34 protein-coding genes and 1 pseudogene are annotated in these 21,608 nt (G+C 65.9%); all 35 read right to left on the bottom strand.

The features are described from left to right. Window positions 1–57: 57 nt before the first annotated feature. Window positions 58–705, bottom strand: coding sequence for a 50S ribosomal protein L17 (rplQ, locus tag QSK05_RS05320; RefSeq protein WP_285594443.1), 648 nt, complete (start codon window positions 703–705; stop codon window positions 58–60). A 68-nt stretch (window positions 706–773) separates the two neighbouring features. Then, window positions 774–1,790: a DNA-directed RNA polymerase subunit alpha gene (locus tag QSK05_RS05315; RefSeq protein ID WP_231482756.1), complete on the bottom strand. Its 1,017-nt coding sequence runs from the start codon at window positions 1,788–1,790 to the stop codon at window positions 774–776. Window positions 1,791–1,885: 95 nt separating this feature from the next. Beyond that, the gene (rpsK, locus tag QSK05_RS05310; RefSeq protein ID WP_285594440.1) at window positions 1,886–2,293 is read right to left on the bottom strand and encodes a 30S ribosomal protein S11; all 408 of its coding nucleotides are present in this window, start codon (window positions 2,291–2,293) and stop codon (window positions 1,886–1,888) included. Between the two features lie 76 nt (window positions 2,294–2,369). Beyond that, window positions 2,370–2,750 (bottom strand): 30S ribosomal protein S13, encoded by a 381-nt coding sequence (rpsM, locus tag QSK05_RS05305; protein ID WP_231482763.1) that lies wholly within the window; start codon window positions 2,748–2,750, stop codon window positions 2,370–2,372. 198 nt (window positions 2,751–2,948) lie between these two features. Further along, window positions 2,949–3,062: a 50S ribosomal protein L36 gene (gene rpmJ / locus QSK05_RS05300; protein ID WP_214154137.1), complete on the bottom strand. Its 114-nt coding sequence runs from the start codon at window positions 3,060–3,062 to the stop codon at window positions 2,949–2,951. A 60-nt stretch (window positions 3,063–3,122) separates the two neighbouring features. Then, the gene (infA, locus tag QSK05_RS05295) at window positions 3,123–3,344 is read right to left on the bottom strand and encodes a translation initiation factor IF-1 (RefSeq protein WP_052530803.1); all 222 of its coding nucleotides are present in this window, start codon (window positions 3,342–3,344) and stop codon (window positions 3,123–3,125) included. Window positions 3,345–3,563: 219 nt separating this feature from the next. Beyond that, window positions 3,564–4,412 carry a type I methionyl aminopeptidase gene (gene map, locus QSK05_RS05290; protein WP_285594436.1) on the bottom strand — a complete coding sequence of 283 codons (849 nt, stop codon included), beginning with the start codon at window positions 4,410–4,412 and terminating at the stop codon, window positions 3,564–3,566. Window positions 4,413–4,434: 22 nt separating this feature from the next. Next, a complete protein-coding gene (locus QSK05_RS05285) occupies window positions 4,435–5,007 on the bottom strand; it encodes an adenylate kinase (protein ID WP_285594435.1) in 573 nt (190 codons plus the stop codon). A gap of 13 nt (window positions 5,008–5,020) precedes the next feature. Further along, window positions 5,021–6,331 carry a preprotein translocase subunit SecY gene (gene secY / locus QSK05_RS05280; protein ID WP_285594433.1) on the bottom strand — a complete coding sequence of 437 codons (1,311 nt, stop codon included), beginning with the start codon at window positions 6,329–6,331 and terminating at the stop codon, window positions 5,021–5,023. Between the two features lie 205 nt (window positions 6,332–6,536). Further along, a complete protein-coding gene (gene rplO, locus QSK05_RS05275) occupies window positions 6,537–7,001 on the bottom strand; it encodes a 50S ribosomal protein L15 (protein WP_231482774.1) in 465 nt (154 codons plus the stop codon). A 1-nt stretch (window position 7,002) separates the two neighbouring features. Then, on the bottom strand, window positions 7,003–7,185 hold the full coding sequence (gene rpmD / locus QSK05_RS05270; RefSeq protein WP_285594430.1) for a 50S ribosomal protein L30: 183 nt from the start codon (window positions 7,183–7,185) through the stop codon (window positions 7,003–7,005). After that, entirely contained in the window at window positions 7,185–7,844 is a 660-nt protein-coding gene (gene rpsE / locus QSK05_RS05265; RefSeq protein WP_285594428.1) for a 30S ribosomal protein S5, read from the bottom strand. The genes rpmD and rpsE overlap by 1 nt, the downstream gene beginning before the upstream one ends. 47 nt (window positions 7,845–7,891) lie before the next feature. Further along, window positions 7,892–8,281 (bottom strand): 50S ribosomal protein L18, encoded by a 390-nt coding sequence (rplR, locus tag QSK05_RS05260; RefSeq protein WP_231482778.1) that lies wholly within the window; start codon window positions 8,279–8,281, stop codon window positions 7,892–7,894. Then, window positions 8,281–8,823 carry a 50S ribosomal protein L6 gene (gene rplF / locus QSK05_RS05255; RefSeq protein ID WP_285594426.1) on the bottom strand — a complete coding sequence of 181 codons (543 nt, stop codon included), beginning with the start codon at window positions 8,821–8,823 and terminating at the stop codon, window positions 8,281–8,283. Before rplF ends, rplR begins: the two co-directional genes overlap by 1 nt. Window positions 8,824–8,841: 18 nt before the next feature. Further along, window positions 8,842–9,240, bottom strand: coding sequence for a 30S ribosomal protein S8 (rpsH, locus tag QSK05_RS05250; RefSeq protein WP_285594424.1), 399 nt, complete (start codon window positions 9,238–9,240; stop codon window positions 8,842–8,844). Further along, window positions 9,234–9,413: a hypothetical protein gene (locus tag QSK05_RS05245; RefSeq protein ID WP_285594422.1), complete on the bottom strand. Its 180-nt coding sequence runs from the start codon at window positions 9,411–9,413 to the stop codon at window positions 9,234–9,236. The genes rpsH and QSK05_RS05245 overlap by 7 nt, the downstream gene beginning before the upstream one ends. A 91-nt stretch (window positions 9,414–9,504) precedes the next feature. Further along, window positions 9,505–9,690 carry a type Z 30S ribosomal protein S14 gene (locus QSK05_RS05240; RefSeq protein ID WP_052530793.1) on the bottom strand — a complete coding sequence of 62 codons (186 nt, stop codon included), beginning with the start codon at window positions 9,688–9,690 and terminating at the stop codon, window positions 9,505–9,507. Between the two features lies 1 nt (window position 9,691). After that, window positions 9,692–10,264, bottom strand: a complete 573-nt coding sequence (gene rplE, locus QSK05_RS05235; RefSeq protein ID WP_285594419.1) for a 50S ribosomal protein L5 — start codon at window positions 10,262–10,264, stop codon at window positions 9,692–9,694. Window positions 10,265–10,266: 2 nt separating this feature from the next. Next, a complete protein-coding gene (gene rplX, locus QSK05_RS05230; RefSeq protein WP_231482787.1) occupies window positions 10,267–10,632 on the bottom strand; it encodes a 50S ribosomal protein L24 in 366 nt (121 codons plus the stop codon). Between the two features lies 1 nt (window position 10,633). Next, window positions 10,634–11,002, bottom strand: a complete 369-nt coding sequence (rplN, locus tag QSK05_RS05225) for a 50S ribosomal protein L14 (protein WP_214154112.1) — start codon at window positions 11,000–11,002, stop codon at window positions 10,634–10,636. Then, a complete protein-coding gene (gene rpsQ / locus QSK05_RS05220) occupies window positions 10,999–11,280 on the bottom strand; it encodes a 30S ribosomal protein S17 (protein WP_231482789.1) in 282 nt (93 codons plus the stop codon). Before rpsQ ends, rplN begins: the two co-directional genes overlap by 4 nt. Window positions 11,281–11,303: 23 nt before the next feature. Then, a pseudogene (gene rpmC, locus QSK05_RS05215) lies at window positions 11,304–11,516 on the bottom strand (50S ribosomal protein L29); the annotation flags it as partial. Next, window positions 11,516–11,935, bottom strand: a complete 420-nt coding sequence (gene rplP, locus QSK05_RS05210; RefSeq protein ID WP_231482799.1) for a 50S ribosomal protein L16 — start codon at window positions 11,933–11,935, stop codon at window positions 11,516–11,518. The gene rplP and the pseudogene rpmC, both read right to left, overlap by 1 nt. Window positions 11,936–11,940: 5 nt before the next feature. Continuing rightward, window positions 11,941–12,777 carry a 30S ribosomal protein S3 gene (gene rpsC / locus QSK05_RS05205; protein ID WP_231482801.1) on the bottom strand — a complete coding sequence of 279 codons (837 nt, stop codon included), beginning with the start codon at window positions 12,775–12,777 and terminating at the stop codon, window positions 11,941–11,943. Next, a complete protein-coding gene (rplV, locus tag QSK05_RS05200) occupies window positions 12,777–13,172 on the bottom strand; it encodes a 50S ribosomal protein L22 (RefSeq protein WP_285594415.1) in 396 nt (131 codons plus the stop codon). The genes rpsC and rplV overlap by 1 nt, the downstream gene beginning before the upstream one ends. Window positions 13,173–13,219: 47 nt before the next feature. Further along, a complete protein-coding gene (gene rpsS, locus QSK05_RS05195; RefSeq protein WP_052530784.1) occupies window positions 13,220–13,501 on the bottom strand; it encodes a 30S ribosomal protein S19 in 282 nt (93 codons plus the stop codon). 16 nt (window positions 13,502–13,517) lie between these two features. Beyond that, the gene (gene rplB, locus QSK05_RS05190; protein WP_231482805.1) at window positions 13,518–14,354 is read right to left on the bottom strand and encodes a 50S ribosomal protein L2; all 837 of its coding nucleotides are present in this window, start codon (window positions 14,352–14,354) and stop codon (window positions 13,518–13,520) included. A gap of 89 nt (window positions 14,355–14,443) precedes the next feature. Beyond that, on the bottom strand, window positions 14,444–14,746 hold the full coding sequence (gene rplW, locus QSK05_RS05185; RefSeq protein ID WP_231482911.1) for a 50S ribosomal protein L23: 303 nt from the start codon (window positions 14,744–14,746) through the stop codon (window positions 14,444–14,446). A 5-nt stretch (window positions 14,747–14,751) separates the two neighbouring features. Beyond that, on the bottom strand, window positions 14,752–15,432 hold the full coding sequence (gene rplD, locus QSK05_RS05180; protein WP_231482806.1) for a 50S ribosomal protein L4: 681 nt from the start codon (window positions 15,430–15,432) through the stop codon (window positions 14,752–14,754). Between the two features lie 4 nt (window positions 15,433–15,436). Beyond that, window positions 15,437–16,108, bottom strand: a complete 672-nt coding sequence (rplC, locus tag QSK05_RS05175; protein WP_231482807.1) for a 50S ribosomal protein L3 — start codon at window positions 16,106–16,108, stop codon at window positions 15,437–15,439. A 14-nt stretch (window positions 16,109–16,122) separates the two neighbouring features. Continuing rightward, window positions 16,123–16,431, bottom strand: a complete 309-nt coding sequence (gene rpsJ / locus QSK05_RS05170; protein ID WP_052530780.1) for a 30S ribosomal protein S10 — start codon at window positions 16,429–16,431, stop codon at window positions 16,123–16,125. A gap of 591 nt (window positions 16,432–17,022) precedes the next feature. Further along, a complete protein-coding gene (tuf, locus tag QSK05_RS05165; RefSeq protein ID WP_285594411.1) occupies window positions 17,023–18,219 on the bottom strand; it encodes an elongation factor Tu in 1,197 nt (398 codons plus the stop codon). Window positions 18,220–18,282: 63 nt separating this feature from the next. Next, complete coding sequence (gene fusA, locus QSK05_RS05160) at window positions 18,283–20,385, bottom strand: elongation factor G (RefSeq protein WP_285595169.1); 2,103 nt, start codon at window positions 20,383–20,385, stop codon at window positions 18,283–18,285. A 135-nt stretch (window positions 20,386–20,520) separates the two neighbouring features. Further along, a complete protein-coding gene (gene rpsG / locus QSK05_RS05155; RefSeq protein ID WP_231482812.1) occupies window positions 20,521–20,991 on the bottom strand; it encodes a 30S ribosomal protein S7 in 471 nt (156 codons plus the stop codon). Beyond that, complete coding sequence (rpsL, locus tag QSK05_RS05150; RefSeq protein WP_052530777.1) at window positions 20,991–21,365, bottom strand: 30S ribosomal protein S12; 375 nt, start codon at window positions 21,363–21,365, stop codon at window positions 20,991–20,993. Before rpsL ends, rpsG begins: the two co-directional genes overlap by 1 nt. Between the last annotated feature and the right edge of the window lie 243 nt (window positions 21,366–21,608).

Raw genomic sequence — 21,608 nt, 5'->3', positions numbered from 1 at the left:
CAACGACGCGAGCCCGCCACCCCCAGGACGGGGATGACGGGCTCGGCGGCGTGGAACTTACTTCTTGCCGTCGACCGCGTCGTCGGCAGACTCTTCGGCAACCTCGGCAGCAGCCTTGGCGTCCTTGGCCTCGTCGCTACCCGGAGCCTCGGCCTCGGCCGCAACGGCAGCGGTCTCGGACTGGGCGGCGGCGTCGACCGAACCCTCGGCGTCACCGTCGACCTTGGCGTTCTCCGCCTCGGTCGCGGTGTCCTCGGCGGCCTGCTCGGCGGCCACGGACTTGTTGCCCCGGGCGGCGCGACCGGTGGCGGCCTCAGCCTCACGCACGGTCGACTGACCGGCGGTCAGCGGGTCCAGGACCAGCTCGATGACGACCATGGGGGCGTTGTCGCCCTTGCGGTTACCGATCTTGGTGATCCGGGTGTAGCCACCCTTACGCTCCGCCACGACCGGCGCGATCTCGGTGAAGAGCGTGTGCACGACGCCCTTGTCCGTGATCGTCTGCAGCACCCGGCGGCGGGCCGCCAGGTCACCGCGCTTCGCGAAGGTGATCATGCGCTCAGCCAGGGGCTGCATGCGCTTGGCCTTCGTCTGCGTGGTGGTGATGGACTTGTGCGTGAACAGCTGGGTCGCGAGGTTGGCGAGCATCAGCCGCTCGTGCGCGGGACCACCCCCGAGACGGGGACCCTTGGTGGGCGTGGGCATGTCTGTGACTCCTAGAGATGCACAACCCGGGCACGGGGGTTCGCGTCCCGCGCCGGGCTATGGGGTTGTCAGAGCTGCTCGTCCTCGGCGAACGACATGTCGTCGTCCGCTCCGAAGCTGTCGACGACGAGGGTGGGGTCGAACCCGGGCGGGCTGTCCTTGAGCGCCAGGTTCATGCCGTGAAGCTTGGCCTTGACCTCGTCGATCGACTTGGCGCCGAAGTTACGGATGTCGAGCAGGTCGGCCTCACTGCGCCCGACGAGTTCACCCACGGTGTGGATGCCCTCGCGCTTGAGGCAGTTGTACGACCGGACCGTGAGGTCGAGCTCCTCGATCGGCAGAGCCAGATCGGCGGCCAGGGCGGCGTCCGACGGGGACGGGCCCATGTCGATGCCCTCGGCCTCGAGGTTGAGCTCACGGGCCAGGCCGAACAGCTCGACCAGCGTCTTGCCGGCGCTCGCCATGGCGTCGCGCGGCTGCATCGACGGCTTGGTCTCGACGTCGACGATCAGCCGGTCGAAGTCGGTGCGCTGCTCGACACGGGTCGCCTCGACCTTGTACGTGACCTTCAGCACCGGCGAGTAGATGGAGTCGATCGGGATACGACCGATCTCCTGCTCACCGGTCTTGTTCTGGTTGGCCGACACGTAGCCACGACCGCGCTCGACCGTCAGCTCGAGCTCGAGCTTGCCCTTGCCGTTCAGCGTGGCGATGTGCAGGTCGGGGTTGTGCACCTCGACACCGGCCGGCGGAGCGATGTCCGCGGCGGTGACCGTACCCGGACCCTGCTTGCGCAGGTACATCACGATCGGCTCGTCGTGCTCCGAGGAGACGACCAGACGCTTGATGTTCAGGATGAGCTCGGTGACGTCTTCCTTGACACCGGGCACGGTGGTGAACTCGTGCAGCACACCGTCGATGCGGATGCTGGTGACCGACGCGCCCGGGATGCTCGAGAGCAGGGTGCGACGGAGCGAGTTACCGAGGGTGTACCCGAAACCCGGCTCCAGCGGCTCGATGACGAACCGGGAACGGTGCTCGGAGACTGCTTCCTCGGCGAGGATGGGGCGCTGTGCAATCAGCACTGGTGTTTTCCCTTTCGCTACAGGCGACCGCTATATGACGCCTGCTGGGGGTGAGCCCGCCGGTCCTCTGTCCGACCGGCGGGCCGGGTGAAGCGTTAGACGCGACGACGCTTCGGCGGGCGGCAACCGTTGTGCGGCGTCGGGGTGACGTCCTGGATCGAGCCGACCTCGAGGCCGGTGGCCTGGAGCGAGCGGATCGCGGTCTCGCGGCCCGAGCCCGGGCCCTTCACGAAGACGTCGACCTTGCGCATGCCGTGCTCCTGCGCGCGGCGGGCAGCGGCCTCGGCCGCCATCTGCGCGGCGAACGGAGTGGACTTACGCGAGCCCTTGAAGCCGACCTGGCCCGAGGACGCCCACGCAATGACGTTTCCGGCCGGGTCGGTGATCGAGACGATGGTGTTGTTGAACGTGCTCTTGATGTGGGCGTGCCCGTGAGCGACGTTCTTCTTCTCCTTGCGACGCGGCTTGCGCGACGCAGCGGACTGGCGTGACTTGGGAGGCATTGAAAGCTCTTCCTACGAATAAGGCGGAGGTCGTCGGTCCGTGCTCCGGACCCTTGGTTCAGGGATTGGAGCTGGACTACTTCTTGCCGGCCTTCTTCTTGCCGGCCACGGTGCGCTTCGGGCCCTTGCGGGTACGAGCGTTCGTCTTGGTGCGCTGACCGCGGACCGGCAGGCCACGACGGTGACGCAGACCCTCGTAGCAACCGATCTCGACCTTGCGGCGGATGTCGGCGGCAACCTCGCGGCGCAGGTCACCCTCGAGCTTGAAGTTGCCCTCGAGGTGGTCGCGCAGACGGACGAGGTCTTCCTCGCTCAGCTCACGCACGCGCAGGTCGGCGCTCAGGCCGGTCGCGGCGAGGGTCTCCTTGGCGCGGGTCTTGCCGACGCCGAAGATGTAGGTGAGGGCGACCTCGAGGCGCTTTTCGCGCGGGAGGTCGACTCCAACGAGACGTGCCATTGCAGGAGTTCTCTTCTCTGCTCGTTACCAGGTGTGGAGCAGCGACATTTCCCTGCGTGGGACTACCGCGAGGGTCCCCGGCCCAGTTGTCCGGGGGTGTCGTACCCCGAGGTCGGGCGTGTCGCCCTGCACCTCAGAGACGTGCGCTGCTGTTTTGCTCAGATCCTGCGATGGTGCGGTGGTTCTGCGGGGCTTGGATCAGCCCTGACGCTGCTTGTGGCGCACGTTGTCGCAGATCACCATGACCCGGCCGTTACGGCGGATCACTCGGCACTTGTCGCAGATCTTCTTGACGCTCGGCTTGACCTTCATCGTGGCTTCTCGTGATTTCTCAGAGTGGCTGATGGAACGGGGCGGTGGTGTGTGGAGGTGTCACTTGTAGCGGTAGACGATGCGCCCACGGGAGAGGTCGTACGGGCTCAGCTCGACCACCACCCGGTCTTCCGGAAGGATCCGGATGTAGTGCTGGCGCATCTTGCCGGAGATGTGCGCGAGTACCTTGTGCCCGTTGGAAAGCTCCACGCGGAACATGGCATTCGGCAGCGCCTCCACCACGCTGCCTTCAATCTCGATGACACCGTCTTTCTTCGGCATGTCCTCCGCTTTTCCTGTCGATCGTTCATCGCGGCGCCCGGCCGCTACCCGGCCCTCCAACTACAGGACCGGAACGATCAGGCGTTTCATCAGACGGCTCAGACTGACGTCTAGAGGCTGTCTCAGGCCGTCACCGGGTGTTCCCGGACGACGAAGAAATTCAGCACATGAGCCGACGTAAAAGTCTACGCCATACCATGGTGGACGGCGAAATCGAGCCTAGGCCGGGGTGGCCAGGGAAGAGACCGCAGCGCCCAGTTCGGTCAGTTTCGAGACCCCGCCGTCGGGGGCCGTGAGCACCCAGAGGCCGTCTTCGAGCAGAGCCACCGAGTGCTCCCAGTGAGCGGCGTTCCCGCCGTCCACCGTGGCCACGGTCCACTCGTCGGCGAGCACCCGGGTGTCCGGGTTACCGGCGGTGAGCATCGGCTCGATGGCCAGGCAGATGCCGGTCTTGAGTTTCGGTCCACGGTCACGCGTGCGGTAGTTCAGCACGTGCGGGGCCTGGTGCATCTCGGTGCCGATGCCGTGACCGCCGTAGTCCTCGACCAGGCCGAAGCGGTCACCGACGAAGTCCTCGACCGCCACACCGATCGCGTTCAGGCGTTCTCCCGCGACGATGGCCGCGATCCCGCGCCACATCGACTCCTCGGTGGTGTCGATCAGGTCCTGGTCGGCCTTGGCCTGTTCCGGGTCCCGCTCGCTGTCACCGGGCACCACCGCGGTGAAGGCCGAGTCGCCGTGCCAGCCGGCCAGGATGGCCCCGCAGTCGACGCTCACCACGTCGCCCGCCCTGAGCACCTTGCTGCCCGGGATGCCGTGCACGACCTCGTCGTTCACCGACACGCAGAGCGTGGCGGGGTAGGGCGGACGGCCGTAGTTCAGGAACGACGGCGTCGCGCCCCGCCCGACGATCAGCTCGTTCGCGACCCGGTCCAGGTCACTCGTCGTCAGCCCGGGGGCCAGTGCGTCACGCACGGCCTGGAGGGCGTCGGCGACGATCAGCCCGGCGGCCCGCATGAGGCGGACCTGATCGGGCGTCTTGTACTGGATCCGGTCGCGACCGAGCATTCTTGGTTCTCTCTTGGTTGGTTCAGACAGCGAAGTCGTTGCAGGCGGCCAGGAGCCGGCTGGTCACGTCGCTGATGTCACCCATGCCGTCGACCCGCAGCAGCAGGTTGCGGTCCGAGTAGATGTGCACGAGCGGAGCGGTCTGCTCGGTGTAGACCTCGAGCCGGTGCCGGATGACGTCTTCGGTGTCGTCCGGGCGACCTTCGATCTCGGCCCGCTTGAGCAGACGGTCCACCACTTCGTCCATGTCCACGGTCAGCTCGAGCACAGCATCCAGCTTCGTGCCCGAGGTCGCGATCATCGAGTCGAGCTCGTCGACCTGCGCCGCGGTACGCGGATAACCGTCCAGCAGGAACCCGACAGCGGCATCCTCCTCGAGGAGGCGGTTGCGCACCATCTCGTTGGTGACCTCGTCCGGCACGTACTTCCCGGACTTCATGATCTCCTCGACCTGCTTGCCGAGCGGCGTTCCGTCCGTGACGTTCTGCCGGAAGATGTCACCGGTCGAGATCGCCGGGATGCCGAAGTGGGACGCGACCTTCTTGGCCTGTGTGCCCTTTCCAGCGCCGGGTGGACCGAGGATCACAAGCCTCATCGACGCACCGCTCTCATCGCAGGAACCCTTCATAGTGACGCTGCTGCAACTGGGACTCGATCTGCTTGACCGTTTCCAGACCCACTCCGACGACGATGAGGATGCTCGTACCGCCGAAGGGGAAGTTCTGATTCGCGTCGACCAGGATCAACGCGATCAGAGGGATCAATGCCACCATGCCGAGGTACAGAGCACCAGCAAGAGTAATGCGACTCAGAACATATTCGAGGTAGTCGGCCGTCGGTCGGCCCGCGCGGATTCCGGGGATGAAGCCGCCGTACTTCTTCATGTTCTCGGCGACCTCGTCCGGGTTGAACGTGATCGCCACGTAGAAGTACGTGAAGAAGACGATCAGCGCGAAGTAGAGCGCGATGTAGATCGGGTGGTCGCCCTTCACCAGGTGGTCCCGGATCCAGACCACCCAGCCGGCGGTGCTGTTCTGCCCCTGGAACTGGGCGATCAGGGCCGGCAGGTACAGCAGCGACGAGGCGAAGATGACCGGGATGACGCCCGCCATGTTCACCTTGATCGGGATGTAGGTCGTCGTGCCGCCGTACGCCCGCCGGCCGACCTGCCGCTTGGCGTACTGCACCGGGATGCGGCGCTGGCTCTGCTCGACGAAGATGACCGCGGCCATGATCAGCAGACCGAGACCGATCACGATGAAGAAGGTGTCGAAGCCCCGCTGCGTCTTGATCGACCAGAGCGAACCCGGGAACGCCGATGCGATCGAGGTGAAGATCAGCAACGACATACCGTTGCCGATGCCCTTCTCGGTGACGAGCTCACCCAGCCACATGATGAAGCCGGTACCCGCCGTCATGGTCAGAACCATGACGCCGAGGGTGAAGAGGTCGTCGTTCGGGATCAGCGTCTCGGTGCAGTTGGTGAAGAGGCCACCCTGCTGACGGGAGATCGCCACGAAGGTGGTCGACTGCAGCACCGCGAGACCGATGGTCAGATATCGCGTGTACTGGGTCAGTTGGGCGGTGCCGGACTGACCTTCCTCCTTCAGCGCTTCGAACCGTGGAATGACCACGGTGAGCAGCTGGATGATGATCGAGGCCGTGATGTACGGCATGATCCCGAGCGCGAAGATCGACAGCTGCAGCAACGCACCACCGCTGAACAGGTTCACCAGCTCGTAGAGGCCGGACGAGCTGCTGTTGCTCGCGAGGTCCACACAGCGACGTACGGCCGCGTAGTCGACGCCGGGGGTCGGGACATACGACCCCAGGCGGAAGAGCGCCATGATCGCTACGGTGAAGAAGATCTTGCGCCGCAGATCAGGGGTTCGAAACGCCCGGAAGAACGCGGTGAGCACGCAAAACCTCCTGCGCGCTGCCCAACACAGGGCAGCTCGTCGTGACGGGCCATTGGATTGGGCCGTTGGTGCGCCCGACAGAACGGCTGTGAGCCACCTGGGCCCGCCGATCTGCAAGACGCCGGTCGTGTGACCTTAACACCCCGGCGACTCCCATATTTCGGGAGTCACCGGGGTGTCAGAAATCGAGCTGGTCGAGCAGGTGCTACAGCTCGGTGGCGCTGCCACCGGCAGCAGCGAGCTTCTCCTTGGCGCTGGCGGAGAACTTGTTCGCGGTCACGTTGATCGCAACCGAGATCTCGCCGTCGCCCAGAACCTTGACCAGGTGTCCCTCACGGACTGCACCCTTGGCCACCAGGTCCTCGACGGAGACGCTGCCGCCGTCGGGGAACAGGGAGCTGAGCTTGTCCAGGTTGACGACCTGGTACTCGGTCCGGAACGGGTTCTTGAACCCACGCAGCTTCGGGAGCCGCATGTGGAGGGGCATCTGCCCACCCTCGAACCGGGCCGGAACCTGGTAACGGGCCTTCGTACCCTTGGTACCGCGACCCGCGGTCTTACCGCGCTTGCCGCCTTCACCACGACCGACCCGGATCTTGGCCGTCTTGGCCCCGGGGGCCGGGCGCAGGTGATGCACCTTCAGCGCGTGCTCGCGCTGGCCTTCTGCCATCTCAGTCCACCTCCTCGACGGTGACGAGATGCCGCACCGTGTTGACCATCCCGCGAATCTCGGGACGGTCTTCCTTGATCACAGAGTGCCCGATCCGCTTCAGGCCGAGCGAGCGCAACGAGTCGCGCTGGTTCTGCTTGCCGCCGATCTTCGACTTGATCTGGGTGACCTTCAGCTGAGCCATCAGCCGGCCACCCCCGCGGCCCGGGCGCGCAGCATGGCGACCGGAGCGACGTCCTCGAGAGGCAGACCACGACGGGCCGCAACCTCTTCCGGACGCTCGAGACCACGCAGCGCGGCAACGGTCGCGTGAACGACGTTGATCGCGTTGTCCGAGCCGAGCGACTTGCTCAGCACGTCGTGAATACCGGCGCACTCCAGCACGGCGCGCACCGGACCACCGGCGATAACACCGGTACCGGGCGAAGCCGGCATGAGCAGCACGACGCCGGCCGCTTCCTCACCCTGGATCCGGTGAGGAATCGTGCCCTGGATACGCGGAACCTTGAAGAAGGCCTTCTTCGCCTCTTCAACGCCCTTCGCGATCGCGGCGGGTACTTCCTTGGCCTTGCCGTAACCGACGCCGACCGTGCCGTCGCCGTCACCGACGACCACCAGGGCGGTGAAGCTGAAGCGACGACCACCCTTCACGACCTTGGCAACCCGGTTGATCGCGACGACGCGCTCGACGAACTGGTTCTTGTCCTGGCCGCCGTCACGACCACCACGGTTGTCGCGGTCACGGCCGCCCCGGCGACCGCCGCCGCCGCTGTTCTCGCCGCCGCTGGTCGGCCCGCCGGAGTTGGTGTTACCCCCGGGCCCGCGACGCTGAGGTCCAGCCATCAGACGTTCCTTCTCTCTCGCTTCGTAAAGGTCAGCGTGCGCATGGGCTAGAGGACCAGCCCGGCCTCACGGGCGCCGTCCGCAATTGCGGCGACACGACCGTGGTACCTGTTGCCACCGCGGTCGAAGACCACAGCGGTGACACCGGCGGCCTTGGCGCGCTCGCCGAGCAGCTCGCCGACACGGCGGGCCTTGGCGGTCTTGTCGCCGTCCAGGCCCCGCAGGTCTGCCTCCATGGTGGAGGCCGACGCCAGGGTCTTGCCCTGCGTGTCGTCCACGACCTGCACGAAAACGTGTCGGGCGGAACGGTTCACGACCAGGCGCGGGCGCTCCGTGGAGCCCCGCAGCTGCTTGCGCACTCGCAGGTGGCGACGGGTACGGGAGGCCTGCTTGTTGCGGACCGAGCCACCGCCGCTGCGCTTGACACCGATAGCCATTACTTCTTACCCGCCTTTCCGACCTTGCGCTTGATCACTTCGTCGGCGTAGCGGACGCCCTTGCCCTTGTAGGGGTCGGGCTTACGCAGCTTGCGCAGGTTGGCGGCGACCTCGCCGACAGCCTGCTTGTCGATGCCGGACACCGAGAACTTCGTCGGGCCCTCCACCGCGAAGGTGACGCCGGCCGGCGGCTCCACCGTGATCGAGTGGCTGTAGCCCAGGGCGAACTCCAGGTTGGAGCCCTTCGCCTGGACCCGGTAACCCGTGCCAACGATCTCAAGCTTCTTGGTGTAACCCTCGGTCACACCGACCACCATGTTGGCGATCAGCGTGCGGGTCAGACCGTGCAGTGCGCGCGACGTACGCTCGTCGTCGGGGCGCGTGACCTTCACCGTTCCGTCGTCCTCGCGGGCGACGGTGATCGGGGCGGCAACGGTGAGGTTCAGGGTCCCCTTGGGGCCCTTCACCGACACCTGCGCGCCGTCGAGGTTCACGTCGACGCCGGCGGGAACGGTGATCGGCAGTCGTCCGATTCGGGACATGCTCTCTCTCCCTTCCCGTTACCAGACGTAGGCGAGGACTTCCCCACCTACGCCCTTCTGCTTGGCCTGCTTGTCGGTCATGAGCCCGGACGAGGTCGACAGGATCGCCACGCCGAGGCCACCAAGGACCCGGGGCAGGTTCGTCGACTTCGCGTAGACCCGCAGACCGGGCTTGCTGATCCGCCGGAGACCGGCGATCGAGCGCTCCCGGTTGGGGCCGAACTTCAGCTTGACGGTGAGCGTCTTGCCCACCTCGGCGTCAGCGATCTCCCAGGAGGAGATGTAGCCCTCCGACTTGAGGAGTTCGGCCACGTTCGCCTTCAGCTTGCTGTAAGGCATCTGGGTCTGGTCGTGGTACGCGGAGTTCGCGTTCCGTACGCGGGTCAACATGTCCGCGATCGGATCGGTCATCACCATTGGGCTTGTCCGCCCTTTCCCACCACGGTTTCGGCAACCTTCTCGGAGGCGTCGACCTGTGGCGTAGTTGCTGCTTCGAGAACCTCGGGCTCGAGGAACTCGGGGAGGTACTCCGGTACATCGTGCCGCAGCGTCACCAAGCCGGTCGGAAGGCTGGAGCGCAGCGAAACCATGCGATTGTTGCGCACCGTCCGACGACGGCCGGACCGGGGCGCCACCGAAGTGGCGCCTGGGGTCGGAATTGTCAGCTGTGACACGGCCGGCCTACCAGCTGCTCTTGGTGACGCCGGGCAGTTCGCCCCGGTGGGCCATCTCGCGCAGGCAGATCCGGCACAGGCCGAACTTGCGGTAGACAGAGTGCGGGCGGCCGCAGCGCTGGCACCGGGTGTAACCCCGGACACCGAACTTCGGCTTACGCGCCGCCTTGTTGATCAGCGCAGTCTTCGCCACGTCAGTTCTCCTTGAACGGGAAACCGAGGAGCTTCAGGAAGACTCGCCCCTCTTCGTCATTGGTGGCCGTCGTGACGACCGTGATGTCCATACCCCGAACGCGGTCGATCCGGTCCTGGTCGATCTCGTGGAACATGGACTGCTCGTTCAGGCCGAACGTGTAGTTGCCACGCCCGTCGAACTGCTTGCCGCTGAGTCCACGGAAGTCGCGGATACGCGGCAGAGCGATGCTCACCAGGCGGTCCAGGAACTCCCACATGCGGTCGCCACGCAGCGTGACGTGCGCGCCGATCGGCATGCCCTCACGCAGCTTGAACTGCGCGATGGACTTGCGGGCCTTGGTGACCTGCGGCTTCTGGCCGGTGATCGCGCTCAGGTCGCGCACCGCGCCGTCGATCAGCTTGGAGTCGCGGGCAGCCTCGCCCACACCCATGTTCACGACGACCTTGACCAGACGCGGGGTCTGCATCACGTTCGGGTAGTTGAACTGCTTGCGCAGCTCGGGCGCGATCTCCGCGTCGTAGCGCGCACGCAGACGCGGCTGCACCTTGGTGCCCTCTTCGGTCACAGTCATCGTCACAGATCCTTACCGGAACGCTTGGCGTAGCGAACCCGCACGGTCTTGGTCTTGCCGTCGCGCTCGACGGTCTCGACCCGGGTGCCGACGCGGGTGGCCTTCTTGGTCTCGGGGTCGACCAGCATCAGGTTGCTGATGTGGATCGCTGCCTCCTGAGTGATGATCCCGCCGGTCTGCGAACCCCGGCTGGACTGTCCCTCCTTGGTGTGGCGCTTGACCCGGTTGAGCCCCTCGACCAGGACCCGCTGGGTCTCCGTGTTCACGGAGATCACCTTGCCGGTCTTGTTCCGGTCGCCACCGTTCTTCTGGCTGCGACCAGTGATCAGCTGGACGGTGTCGCCCTTCTTGATCCTCATCTTCGCCATCTCAGAGCACCTCCGGTGCCAGCGAAATGATCTTCATGAACTTCTTGTCACGCAGCTCGCGACCGACCGGCCCGAAGATACGGGTGCCACGCGGGTCGCCGTCGTTGCGGAGAATCACCGCGGCGTTCTCGTCGAAGCGGATGTACGAGCCGTCCGGCCGGCGGCGCTCCTTGACGGTGCGCACGATGACGGCCTTGACGACGTCGCCCTTCTTGACGTTGCCGCCGGGAATGGCGTCCTTGACGGTCGCGACGATGACATCACCGATGCCGGCGTACCGACGGCCGGAGCCGCCGAGCACGCGGATGCAGAGGATCTCCTTCGCACCGGTGTTGTCGGCGACGCGGAGCCGCGATTCCTGCTGAATCACTTGGCCTTCTCCAGAATCTCGACCAGGCGCCAGCGCTTGGTGGCCGACAGCGGACGGGTCTCCGAGATCGACACCAGGTCGCCGACACCAGCGGTGTTGGCCTCGTCGTGCACCTTCACCTTGGTGGTGCGCCGGATGACCTTGCCGTAGAGCGGGTGCTTGACCCGGTCCTCGACCTCGACCACCACGGTCTTGTCCATCTTGTCGCTGACGACGTAGCCGCGGCGTCCCTTACGGTTGCCGCGCACCTCAACGTCAGCCTGGGTGTTCTCACTCATGCTCAGGCCTCCGGGGTGACGGTGATACCGAGCTCGCGCTCGCGCATCACCGTGTAGATGCGGGCGATGTCCCGCTTGACAGCACGCAGCCGCATGTTGTTTTCCAGCTGGCCGGTCGCGGACTGGAAGCGAAGGTTGAAGAGCTCTTCCTTCGCCTTCTTCAGCTCCTCGGCCAAGCGCTCCTGGTCGAAACCGCGCAGGTTAACCGGGTTCAGATCTTTGGAACCGACGGCCATCAGCTTTCACCGCCTTCGCGCCGGACGATCCGGCACTTCATCGGCAGCTTGTGGATCGCCCGGGTGAGGGCTTCCTTCGCCACCTTTTCAGTCGGGAACGAGAGTTCGAACATCACGCGACCAGGCTTGACGTTCGCGACCCACCACTCCGGGGAACCCTTACCGGAACCCATGCGGGTCTCGGCGGGCTTCTTGGTCAGCGGGCGGTCCGGGTAGATGTTGATCCAGACCTTGCCGCCACGACGGATGTGACGAGTGATCGCGATACGCGCCGACTCGATCTGCCGGTTGGTCACGTACGCAGGCTCCAGAGCCTGGATGCCCCACTCGCCGAAGGTCACGGCGGTGCCGCCCTTCGACATGCCGGAGCGGCTGGGGTGGTGCTGCTTGCGGTACTTGACCCGACGCGGGATCAGCATGGTGCTCAGGCCTCCGATCCGGTAGCGGCAGGCGCGTCAGCGGCCGGCGCGGAGGCGGCGGGCGCCTCGGCAGCGGGGGCGCTGTCAGCGGACTGCTGCGGACGACGACGCTGCGGGCGAGCCGCGCGGCCACCGGGGCCACCCGGACCGTCGCGACGCGGGCCACGCGCCGGGGCGGCAGCCTGCTCGCGAGCGAGCTCGCGGCTGGTGATGTCGCCCTTGTAGATCCACACCTTCACGCCGATGCGGCCGAAGGTGGTGCGGGCCTCGTACAGGCCGTAGTCGATGTTCGCGCGGAGCGTGTGCAGGGGCACGCGGCCCTCGCGGTAGAACTCCGAACGGCTCATCTCGGCGCCGCCGAGACGGCCCGAGCACTGCACCCGGATGCCCTTGGCACCGGCGCGGAGCGAGGACTGCATGCCCTTGCGCATCGCGCGGCGGAAGGAGACCCGGCTGGCCAGCTGCTCGGCGATGCCCTGGGCGACCAGCTGAGCGTCGACCTCGGGGTTCTTCACCTCGAGGATGTTCAGCTGAACCTGCTTGCCCGTGAGCTTCTCGAGCTCGCCACGGATCCGGTCGGCCTCGGCGCCACGGCGACCGATGACGATGCCCGGACGCGCGGTGTGGATGTCGACGCGAACCCGGTCCCGGGTGCGCTCGATCTCCACGCGGCTGATGCCGGCCCGCTCCATGCCCTTGGACATGAGCTTGCGGATCGCGACGTCTTCCTTCACGTAGTCGCGGTACCGCTGCCCACCCTTGGTGCTGTCAGCGAACCACCGGCTCTTGTGCTCGGTGGTGATGCCCAGGCGGAACCCGTGCGGGTTGACCTTCTGGCCCACTAGCGGGTCCTCCCATTCGCGGAGACGGCCTGGGGGCCGCCCTTCTTCTCGGCCGGACCGACGACCACAGTGATGTGGGCGGTCCGCTTACGGATCCGGTACGCCCGGCCCTGTGCCCGCGGCCGGAACCGCTTGAGCGTCGGGCCCTCGTCCACGTAAGCCTCCTGGATGACCAGGGTGCGCTCGTCGAACGCCTCGGACGCGGCAGCGGCCTTCACCCGTGCGTTCGCGATCGCGCTCTGCACGACCTTGAGCACCGGCTCGCTGGCGGCCTGCGGAGCGAACTCCAGCGTGGCGATCGCCTGCGGCGCCTGCTTCCCGCGGATGAGGTCGACGACGCGGCGGGCCTTCATGGGCGTGACACGGACATACCGCGCCTGCGCCTTGGCTTCCATCGCTACTTCCTACCTTCTGTCGCTTCTGACTGCTTGGGTGGGCGCGATCAGCGCCGGCGACCCTTGCGGTCGTCCTTCTCGTGTCCGCGGAACGTGCGGGTGGGGGCGAACTCGCCCAGCTTGTGACCGATCATCGACTCGGTGACGAACACCGGGACGTGCTTGCGGCCGTCGTGCACGGCGATCGTGTGACCGAGCATGTCGGGCACGATCATCGAGCGCCGGGACCAGGTCCGGATGACTGTCTTGGTCCCCTTCTCGTTCTGAACGTCCACCTTTTTCTGCAGGTGGTCGTCGACGAAGGGACCCTTCTTCAGACTGCGAGGCATTCTCGAAAGGCTCCTATCAGCGCTTCTTGCCGGAACGGCGGCGGCGAACGATCATCTTGTCGCTCTCCTTGTTGGGGCGACGCGTGCGTCCCTCGGCCTGGCCCCAGGGGCTGACCGGGTGGCGACCACCAGAGGTCTTACCCTCACCACCACCGTGCGGGTGGTCGATCGGGTTCATGGCCACACCGCGCACCGTCGGGCGCTTGCCCTTCCAGCGCATGCGGCCGGCCTTGCCCCAGTTGATGTTCGACTGCTCGGCGTTGCCGACCTCGCCGACCGTCGCGCGGCAGCGCACGTCCACGTTCCGGATCTCACCGGACGGCAGACGGAGCTGAGCGAAGCGGCCCTCACGGGCGACCAGCTGGACCGAGGAACCGGCCGAGCGGGCGATCTTGGCCCCGCCGCCCGGACGCAGCTCGATCGCGTGGACGACCGTACCGACGGGGATGTTGCGCAGCTCGAGGCTGTTACCCGGCTTGATGTCGGCCGTGGGGCCGTTCTCGATCCGGTCGCCCTGCTTGAGCTTGGTCGGCGCGACGATGTAACGCTTTTCGCCGTCCGCGTAGTGCAGCAGCGCGATACGCGCCGTGCGGTTGGGGTCGTACTCGATGTGAGCGACCGTGGCCGGAATGCCGTCCTTGTCGTGACGACGGAAGTCGATCACCCGGTAGGCGCGCTTGTGACCGCCGCCCTTGTGCCGGGTGGTGATCCGGCCGGTGTTGTTCCGGCCGCCGCTCTTGGTCAGCGGGCGCACCAGGGACTTCTCCGGCTCCGACCGGGTGATCTCCACGAAGTCGGCGACGGACGAACCACGGCGGCCCGGCGTCGTCGGCTTGTACTTGCGGATTCCCATGTGAGTCAGTCCTCTTGCTGTTTCTCGGATGTCGGTCTTCGGACGCCCTCAATCCAGCGACTGAATCGCCGGATAGGAACGTACGGGCGTCAGGAGACCGGCCCGCCGAAGATGTCGATGGTGCCTTCGCTCAGCGTGATGATGGCGCGCTTGGTGTCCTTGCGCTTGCCCAGGCCGTTCCGCGTGCGGCGGGTCTTACCCTGCCGGTTCGCGGTGTTGACGGCCGAGACCTTGACCCCGAAGACCGTCTCGACGGCAATCTTGATCTCGGTCTTGTTGGCCCGCGGGTCCACCAGGAAGGTGTACTTGCCCTCGTCGAGGAGGCTGTAGCTCTTCTCCGAGACAACCGGCGCCAGCAGGATGTCGCGCGGGTCCTTGTGGACGCTTCCGATGCTGCTCACTTGGCAGCCTCCTTCGCGGTGACCTTGGTGACGACCGGGCTCTCGAGGAACGAGTCCAGCGCGGCCTTGGTGAACACCACGTCGTCGGCGCAGAGCACGTCGTAGGCGTTCAGCTGGTCGAAGGGCAGCACGTGGATGCCGTCCAGGTTGGACAGGCTCCGCTGGCCGACCTCGTCCGTGCGGGTCACGACGACCAGCAGGTTCTCCCGCTCGGTCAGGCCGGCGAGGGCCTTGCGCACCGCCTTGGTGGACGGGGCGTCACCCTTCACGAGCTCGGAGAGCACGTGAACGCGACCGTGACGGTTGCGGTCCGAGAGGGATCCCCGCAGCGCGGCGGCGATCATCTTCTTCGGGGTCCGCTGTGAGTAGTCCCGCGGGTGCGGTCCGTGGACAACGCCACCGCCGGCGAACTGAGGAGCACGGGTCGAGCCCTGACGGGCGCGGCCGGTGCCCTTCTGGCGGTACGGCTTACGGCCGCCACCGCGAACTTCGCCACGGGTCTTCGTGTCGTGCGTGCCCTGGCGGGCCGCGGCCAGCTGGGCCACGACGACCTGGTGGATCAGGGGCACGTTGGTCTGGACGTCGAAGATGGCGGCGGGGAGGTCGACGGTGCCGACCTTCTCACCCGTGCCGTCGACGACGTTCAGGCTCAGGTTGGTGGTGGTTTCGGTGGCCATCGTTTCAGCCCTTCTTCGCCGCGGTGCGAACCAGGACGATGCCGCCGCGCGGCCCCGGGACGGCACCCTTGATCAGGAGCAGACCGCGCTCGGCGTCGACGGCGTACACGCTGAGGTTCTGCGTGGTCTGCCGCTCGCCACCCATACGGCCGGCCATCCGCATGCCCTTGAACACGCGACCCGGGGTGGCGCAACCGCCGATGGAACCCGGGGAACGGTGCTTGCGCTGCGTACCGTGCGAGGCGCCGAGGCCCTTGAAGCCGTGACGCTTCATGACACCGGCGTGGCCCTTGCCCTTGGTGGTACCGGAGACGTCGACCACCTGGCCGGCCTCGAAGGTCTCCACGGTGAGCTCCTGGCCCAGGCTGTACTCGGCGGCGTTCGCCGTGCGCAGCTCGAGCACGTGACGGCGCGGCGTGACGCCGGCCTTCTCGAAGTGCCCGGCCAGCGGCTTGGTCACCTTGCGGGGGTCGATCGCGCCGTACGCGATCTGAACCGCCGGGTAACCGTCGCCCTCTGCGTTGCGCACCTGCGTGACGACGCACGGACCGACCTGGATGACGGTGACCGGGACGAGCCGGTTGTTCGCGTCCCAGACCTGGGTCATCCCGAGCTTCTCGCCGAGCAAGCCCTTGACGGTGGTCACCGTCGGCTTACTGATCGTCTTCAGAGTCATGAGATGAGGTCCTTCTAGAGCTTGATCTCGATGTCCACGCCGGCGGGCAGGTCAAGCCGCATCAGCGAGTCCACCGTCTTCGGCGTCGGGTTGATGATGTCGATCAACCGCTTGTGCGTGCGCATCTCGAAGTGCTCGCGGCTGTCCTTGTACTTGTGCGGCGAACGGATGACGCAGAACACGTTCTTTTCCGTCGGCAGTGGCACCGGCCCCGCGACCGTCGCGCCCGTCCGAACGACCGTGTCGACGATCTTGCGGGCCGAGCTGTCGATGACCTCGTGGTCGTAGGCCTTCAGCCGGATGCGGATCTTTTGTCCCGCCATGGCGTCGTTGCGCTCTCTTTCGCTTGGTCGACAGGCGTTCCGGCGAGTGGTGCTGCCGATCGGCACTGTCTGTGGTCCACCCGGGCCGTGGTGCGCGGTCCGGGCCTCGCATTCACGAGGAATGCTGTGCGACTTGCTGTCTTACTGGCGTTTCACGTCTTCTGCGACGCTCACACCCCTACTTCGGTCGGGCTGGCGAACACCGACCCCCGAGGTCGGGCGTGTCGCGTTCGCGGCCCAGAATCGCCCCACGTTTTCAACGAAGGACCAAGGGCTGGGCCGATGGTGCATTGGTGGCTACCCGGTGCCGGTCGTTCCGGGCCCCAGGAGGGGCGCAACGGACGCGACGGTGCGCGAGCAACCTGTCCAGTGTGCCAGACGTAACCCGCCATTGACCAATCGCGGTCCTGACGGTAAACGGAAAACCGCCCGCCTGGACCCGTGATCCCTTGCCGCTCCCCCGCTTTCGCTCTTCGCGAGTTCGGGTGATCGGAGCTGGAAGAGACGCCCGGCACGAAGGCACAGACGGCGTTACGGGTCCAGACGCACGCCAGCGGCGGCAGCCTGAGAGGCTGCCGCCGCTGGTGGGTACTACTTGAGGATCTTGGTGACGCGGCCCGAGCCGACGGTACGACCACCCTCGCGAATAGCGAAGAGCAGGCCGTCCTCCATGGCGATGGGCTGGATCAGCGTGACGCTCATCTCGGTGTTGTCACCGGGCATGACCATCTCGGTGCCCTCGGGGAGCTTCACAACGCCCGTGACGTCCGTGGTCCGGAAGTAGAACTGCGGACGGTAGGAGTCGTAGAACGGCGTGTGCCGGCCGCCCTCATCCTTCGACAGGATGTAGACGTTGGCCTCGAACTCCGTGTGGGGAGTGATCGAGCCCGGCTTCACGACGACCTGGCCGCGCTCCACGTCTTCGCGCTTGATACCGCGAAGCAGCAGACCGCAGTTCTCGCCGGCCATGGCCTCATCGAGAGTCTTGCGGAACATCTCGATGGCGGTGACCGTGGTGGTGGTCGACTTGTCCTTGATGCCAACGATTTCAACAGTCTCGTTGGTCTTCAGGATGCCGCGCTCGACCTTGCCGGTGACGACGGTTCCACGACCGGTGATCGTGAAGACGTCCTCGATGGGCATGAGGAACGGCTTCTCGGTGTCACGCACCGGCTCCGGGATGTGCTCGTCCACGGCGGCCAGGAGCTCGAGAACCTTCTCCTGCCACTCCGGGTCGCCCTCGAGAGCCTTCAGCGCGGAGACCCGCACGATCGGCAGGTCGTCGCCCGGGAACTCGTACGAGGAGAGGAGCTCACGAACCTCGAGCTCAACGAGCTCCATGATCTCTTCGTCGTCCACCATGTCGGACTTGTTGAGAGCCACGACGATGTAGGGGACGCCGACCTGACGCGCGAGCAGCACGTGCTCACGGGTCTGGGGCATCGGGCCGTCGGTCGCCGCCACCACGAGGATGGCACCGTCCATCTGGGCCGCACCAGTGATCATGTTCTTGATGTAGTCGGCGTGACCAGGGCAGTCGACGTGCGCGTAGTGGCGCGTCTCAGTCTGGTACTCGATGTGCGCGATCGAGATGGTGATACCGCGCTGGCGCTCTTCGGGCGCCTTGTCGATCTGGTCGAACGCCTGGGTGTCCGGGTTGAGCTCCGGCCACTTGGCGTGCAGCGTCTTACTGATCGCAGCCGTCAGCGTCGTCTTACCGTGGTCAATGTGACCAATGGTACCGATGTTGACGTGCGGCTTAGTCCGCTCGAACTTCGCCTTCGCCACGGGGTCCTCCTGTCGGACGGGTTGTTATCTGTACTTGGTTCGACGGGAATGCTGGTGGCGCGATTACTCGCCGCGAACCTTCTTGATGATCTCTTCCGCAACGTTCCGGGGAACCTCTGCGTAAGAGTCGAACTGCATGGTGTAAACGGCACGTCCCTGCGTCTTGCTGCGCAGGTCACCGACGTAGCCGAACATCTCCGACAGCGGAACCGTGGCCTTGACGACCTTGGCACCGCTGACATCTTCCATGGCCTGGATCTGACCGCGACGGGAGTTCAGGTCGCCGATCACGTCACCCATGTACTCGATCGGGGTACGCACCTCGACTGCCATCATCGGCTCGAGGAGCACGGGGCTGGCCTTGCGGGCAGCCTCCTTCAGCACCATCGAGCCGGCAACCTTGAACGCCATCTCGGACGAGTCGACGTCGTGCGCCGCACCGTCCAGCAGGGTGGCCTTGATGCCGACCAGCGGGTAACCCGCCAGGATGCCGAACTGCATGGCGTCCTGGATACCAGCATCCACGCTCGGAATGTATTCGCGCGGGATGCGGCCACCGGTGACCTTGTTCTCGAACTCGTAGAACACGCCCTCGGACGTGTCCATCGGTGCGATCGTCACCTGGACCTTGGCGTACTGGCCCGAACCACCGGTCTGCTTCTTGTGCGTGTAGTCGTACTTCACGACCTCCTTGCGGATGGTCTCTCGGTACGCCACCTGCGGCTTGCCGACGTTCGCCTCGACCTTGAACTCGCGGCGCATACGGTCGACCAGGATGTCGAGGTGGAGCTCGCCCATCCCGGCGATGATCGTCTGGCCGGTCTCGTCGTCCTGGCGGACCTGGAAGGTCGGGTCCTCTTCGGCGAGCTTCTGGATCGCGGTGCCGAGCTTCTCCTGGTCGCCCTTGGTCTTCGGCTCGATAGCAACCGAGATGACCGGCTCCGGGAAGGTCATCGACTCCAGGACGATCGGGTTCGTCGGGTCTGCAAGAGTCTCACCAGTGGTGGTGTCTTTCAGACCGATGACCGCGTAGATGTGGCCCGCAGCAGCCTCGTCGACCGGGTTCTCCTTGTTGGAGTGCATCTGGAAGATCTTCCCGATGCGCTCCTTCTTGCCCTTGGTCGAGTTGATCAGCTGCGCGCCGCTCGCCACCTTGCCGGAGTAGACCCGGATGTAGGTGAGCTTGCCGAAGAACGGGTGCGAGGCGATCTTGAAGGCCAGCGCCGAGAACGGAGCGTCGTTGTTGGCCGCACGCGTGATCACGGCCTCTTCGTCGTTGAGCGGGTGCCCTTCGACGTCGGGGACGTCCAGCGGGGTCGGCAGGTAGTCGATCACGGCGTCGAGCATGGGCTGAACGCCCTTGTTCTTGAACGCCGAACCGCACAGAACCGGGTTGACCTCGCTGGAGATCGTCAGCTTCCGGATCGCGCCCTTGATCTCCTCGGGCGTGAGACCTTCGCCACCGAAGAACTTCTCGAGCAGCGCCTCGTCAGACTCGGCCACCGTCTCGAGCATCTTCTGACGCCACTCCTCGGCCTTCTCCTGAAGGTCGGCCGGAATGTCCTCGATCTCGTACGCCTCGCCCTTGCCCGTGTCGCCACGCCAGGTCAGCGCACGCATGTGGATCAGGTCGATGACGCCGGTGAAGTCAGACTCAGCACCGATCGGGATCTGGATGACCAGCGGCTTGGCGCCCAGACGATCGATGATCGTCTGCACCGTGAAGTAGAAGTCCGCACCCAGCTTGTCCATCTTGTTGACGAAGCAGATGCGGGGCACGTCGTACTTGTCAGCCTGCCGCCAGACCGTCTCGGACTGCGGCTCGACACCCTCCTTGCCGTCGAACACAGCGACAGCACCGTCGAGGACGCGCAGGTTGCGCTCGACCTCGACCGTGAAGTCGACGTGCCCGGGGGTGTCGATCAGGTTGATCTGGTTGCCTTCCCAGAAACAGGTGGTGGCAGCGGACGTGATCGTGATGCCACGTTCCTGCTCCTGCTCCATCCAGTCCATCGTGGCGGCGCCGTCGTGGACCTCACCGATCTTGTAGTTGATCCCGGTGTAAAACAGGATCCGCTCAGTGGTGGTGGTCTTGCCGGCGTCGATGTGAGCCATGATGCCGATGTTGCGGACCTTGTTGAGGTCCGTCAGCACGTCTTGTGCCACGTCGATCGCCTCTCTCATGAGGTTTCAGTTCCGCCGGGGAATTTCCCGCAGTGCTTGACTACCGGGATTTCCCGGCGCCACTGTGGCCGCCGGATCCCGGCGGCCGCAGTGGTGGGTAGATGACTACCGCCTGAATTACCAGCGGTAGTGAGCGAACGCGCGGTTGGACTCCGCCATCTTGTGCGTGTCCTCGCGACGCTTGACCGCCGCGCCGAGGCCGTTGCTCGCGTCCAGGATCTCGTTCATCAGACGGTCGGTCATCGTCTTCTCCCGGCGTGCCCGGGAGTAGCCGACGAGCCAACGCAGCGCGAGGGTCGTGGAGCGACCGGCCTTGACCTCGACCGGGACCTGGTAGGTCGCGCCACCCACACGGCGGCTGCGGACCTCGAGGGCCGGCTTCACGTTGTCCAGCGCACGCTTGAGCGTGATGACCGGGTCGTTACCGGTCTTGTCGCGGCAACCTTCCAGCGCTTCGTAGACGATCTTCTCGGCGGTGGACTTCTTCCCGTCGAGCAGGATCTTGTTCACCAGCTGGGTGACCAGCGGCGAGCCGTACACGGGGTCGACGACGAGCGGCCGCTTAGGGGCCGGGCCCTTGCGGGGCATTAGCTCTTCTCCTTCTTCGCGCCGTAACGGCTGCGAGCCTGCTTACGGTTCTTGACACCCTGGGTGTCGAGGGAACCGCGGATGATCTTGTACCGGACGCCGGGAAGGTCCTTCACACGGCCGCCGCGGACGAGCACGATCGAGTGCTCCTGCAGGTTGTGACCGACACCCGGGATGTACGCCGTGACCTCGATCTGGGAGGTCAGCTTGACACGCGCGACCTTACGCAGAGCGGAGTTCGGCTTCTTCGGCGTGGTTGTGTACACACGCGTGCACACACCACGGCGCTGGGGGCTGCCCTTGAGAGCAGGGGTCTTGGTCTTGCTGACCTTGTCCTGCCGGCCCTTTCGGACCAGCTGCTGGATCGTGGGCACCGGTTCTCCGAACTCTCTGCTCGCTTGTGCTACCTGACTTGCTGGGTGGTGCTGGTGTTGCTGTGTCCGGATCGTCGCGCACGGCCTTGCGGCCGCACCCCGCGCTCGGGCGTGTCGCGATCCTCGCGATATTGCCCGGCGACGTCCCGCGGGGTGGGAGCTTCGCTTGCGCACTACACACGCTGACAGCTTCCGGACCGCCAGGAGGGCACGCGCGGCAGCCCAAGAGAACTCGGGCACGAA

Origin of the sequence: Kineosporia sp. NBRC 101731, from assembly GCF_030269305.1 — a bacterium.
GTDB lineage: Bacteria > Actinomycetota > Actinomycetes > Actinomycetales > Kineosporiaceae > Kineosporia.
The sequence above is the reverse complement of the archived record's forward strand: the minus strand, read 5'-3'. Positions and strand labels throughout refer to the sequence as shown.

Bases quoted from the DNA above. Each gene is read 5' to 3' on its own strand.
- rplQ (WP_285594443.1), bottom strand. From the start codon at position 705: ATGCCCACGCCCACCAAGGGTCCCCGTCTCGGGGGTGGTCCCGCGCAC.
- rpsK (WP_285594440.1), bottom strand. From the start codon at position 2,293: ATGCCTCCCAAGTCACGCCAGTCCGCTGCGTCGCGCAAGCCGCGTCGC.
- rpsM (WP_231482763.1), bottom strand. From the start codon at position 2,750: ATGGCACGTCTCGTTGGAGTCGACCTCCCGCGCGAAAAGCGCCTCGAG.
- rpmJ (WP_214154137.1), bottom strand. From the start codon at position 3,062: ATGAAGGTCAAGCCGAGCGTCAAGAAGATCTGCGACAAGTGCCGAGTG.
- infA (WP_052530803.1), bottom strand. From the start codon at position 3,344: ATGCCGAAGAAAGACGGTGTCATCGAGATTGAAGGCAGCGTGGTGGAG.
- map (WP_285594436.1), bottom strand. From the start codon at position 4,412: ATGCTCGGTCGCGACCGGATCCAGTACAAGACGCCCGATCAGGTCCGC.
- QSK05_RS05285 (WP_285594435.1), bottom strand. From the start codon at position 5,007: ATGAGGCTTGTGATCCTCGGTCCACCCGGCGCTGGAAAGGGCACACAG.
- rplO (WP_231482774.1), bottom strand. From the start codon at position 7,001: ATGGCAGAAGGCCAGCGCGAGCACGCGCTGAAGGTGCATCACCTGCGC.
- rpmD (WP_285594430.1), bottom strand. From the start codon at position 7,185: ATGGCTCAGCTGAAGGTCACCCAGATCAAGTCGAAGATCGGCGGCAAG.
- rpsE (WP_285594428.1), bottom strand. From the start codon at position 7,844: ATGGCTGGACCTCAGCGTCGCGGGCCCGGGGGTAACACCAACTCCGGC.
- rplR (WP_231482778.1), bottom strand. From the start codon at position 8,281: ATGGCTATCGGTGTCAAGCGCAGCGGCGGTGGCTCGGTCCGCAACAAG.
- rplF (WP_285594426.1), bottom strand. From the start codon at position 8,823: ATGTCCCGAATCGGACGACTGCCGATCACCGTTCCCGCCGGCGTCGAC.
- rpsH (WP_285594424.1), bottom strand. From the start codon at position 9,240: ATGGTGATGACCGATCCGATCGCGGACATGTTGACCCGCGTACGGAAC.
- QSK05_RS05245 (WP_285594422.1), bottom strand. From the start codon at position 9,413: ATGGTTTCGCTGCGCTCCAGCCTTCCGACCGGCTTGGTGACGCTGCGG.
- rplE (WP_285594419.1), bottom strand. From the start codon at position 10,264: ATGACTGTGACCGAAGAGGGCACCAAGGTGCAGCCGCGTCTGCGTGCG.
- rplX (WP_231482787.1), bottom strand. From the start codon at position 10,632: ATGGCGAAGATGAGGATCAAGAAGGGCGACACCGTCCAGCTGATCACT.
- rpsQ (WP_231482789.1), bottom strand. From the start codon at position 11,280: ATGAGTGAGAACACCCAGGCTGACGTTGAGGTGCGCGGCAACCGTAAG.
- rplP (WP_231482799.1), bottom strand. From the start codon at position 11,935: ATGCTGATCCCGCGTCGGGTCAAGTACCGCAAGCAGCACCACCCCAGC.
- rplV (WP_285594415.1), bottom strand. From the start codon at position 13,172: ATGGAAGCCAAGGCGCAGGCGCGGTATGTCCGTGTCACGCCCATGAAG.
- rpsS (WP_052530784.1), bottom strand. From the start codon at position 13,501: ATGCCTCGCAGTCTGAAGAAGGGTCCCTTCGTCGACGACCACCTGCAG.
- rplB (WP_231482805.1), bottom strand. From the start codon at position 14,354: ATGGGAATCCGCAAGTACAAGCCGACGACGCCGGGCCGCCGTGGTTCG.
- rplD (WP_231482806.1), bottom strand. From the start codon at position 15,432: ATGGCCACCGAAACCACCACCAACCTGAGCCTGAACGTCGTCGACGGC.
- rplC (WP_231482807.1), bottom strand. From the start codon at position 16,108: ATGACTCTGAAGACGATCAGTAAGCCGACGGTGACCACCGTCAAGGGC.
- rpsJ (WP_052530780.1), bottom strand. From the start codon at position 16,431: ATGGCGGGACAAAAGATCCGCATCCGGCTGAAGGCCTACGACCACGAG.
- rpsG (WP_231482812.1), bottom strand. From the start codon at position 20,991: ATGCCCCGCAAGGGCCCGGCCCCTAAGCGGCCGCTCGTCGTCGACCCC.